This is a genomic window from Paenibacillus sp. P4_E11, assembly GCF_056401635.1.
In genome coordinates this window covers 1-1193 of the sequence record NZ_JBFUIX010000517.1, presented here as the reverse complement: position 1 = coordinate 1193, position 1193 = coordinate 1, and the positions used below count along the sequence as shown (strand labels likewise).

Below are 1193 nucleotides of genomic sequence, written 5' to 3'. Positions count from 1 at the left end.
ACCAATGCTGCGTTGTTCCGCGACTGATTCTCCAATTGCGCCGCATCGGATTGTTCGATGTCCATCATATGCCGCTGTTTTTGGGCAATTTGCTCTCGGTATGTTTCTACTGAATCGGTGTTGTTCCTGGACTGATTTTCTAACTGTGCTTGGTCGGACAACTCTGTATTCATCATACGTTGTTGCGGCGTAACAACTGGTCGTGTATTGGGTATCAACCCTAGATCCATTCGGCGGCGTTCTGCAAAACTCGGTTCGCTTGTTGGTGTCGGTTCCGTCTGTGTCGGCTGCGAACCACTTAACCCCAGTTCTCTGCGTCTTCGTTCCGCAAAGGATTCAGCCATTTCACTCACCCCATTTCAGACCATAGGTCGCATACAACTTCATCAACTCAGACTCAGGCAAATCATATGATAGGATTGCAGATTCTACCTCATTTGGGTTAAGCAGCTCCCCGTCTTTATACCTCGCAACGCCATTCGCATATTTTGAAACATCCTGGAGAGTAACCGGTTTCGATTTATTCGCCTGCTCCTTATCAAACGCGAACTTATCCTTCGCTAATTGGCTCGACTCCTTAGCACGTGCATTGTCTGCTGACCGATTGGCAAAAACATTTGCTTGTTCTGCTTGCTTCATCGCATATTCAAGCCCAAATCTACGCACGTCTTCATCGAATTTTTCCTTGTATTGTTCGTCGCCAATCAGATCTCGTGCTTTTTGGTATTCAATTTGTTGCGCTTGCTGATTAAGCGGCGCATCATCTTGATTATACAGATTGCTGTAATCATCCTTAGGCTGGATCACACGGCCCAACTGTTGGCCAACTTTATATGCAGCGTCGATGTTGTTCTGTTTCTTCGTCTCTCCGAATACCTGATCTCGATAGGTGTTGTCTAGCTCCTGCTGCCCGTATCTGTTCAACTGATCCGCTAGCGCCGATTGGTTGCGAATCTGATCTTGTCCCACACCGTAATTCGCTTGTTGGGTTTGATAGTCCCGGTTCGCGCTGTCCATGTACCGTTGGAACGCTTGCTGAATCAGCTGGGGCAGCACGTTCGTCGTGACTTTGCCTAGTTCCCGTTGCTGTATCTGACCAGCTCTGTCTTCAGCCATAGAGGAGTTTGCGACACCTTTTGATCCCAATTGTACTAACGCATTGTTCGTTCCAATCTGTGCGTTCTGTATAGCTG

Annotated in this window: 2 protein-coding genes; both read right to left on the bottom strand. The window is 47.8% G+C overall.

Translation table 11 applies throughout. The features are described 5' to 3' along the window. The coding region (locus tag AC1DWB_RS35635) for a hypothetical protein (protein ID WP_477545787.1) at positions 1-344 on the bottom strand (344 nt) is incomplete at its 3' end. Position 345: 1 nt separating this feature from the next. Then, positions 346-1193, bottom strand: an 848-nt coding sequence (locus tag AC1DWB_RS35630; RefSeq protein ID WP_477545786.1) for a hypothetical protein, incomplete at its 5' end; no start/stop codon positions are given.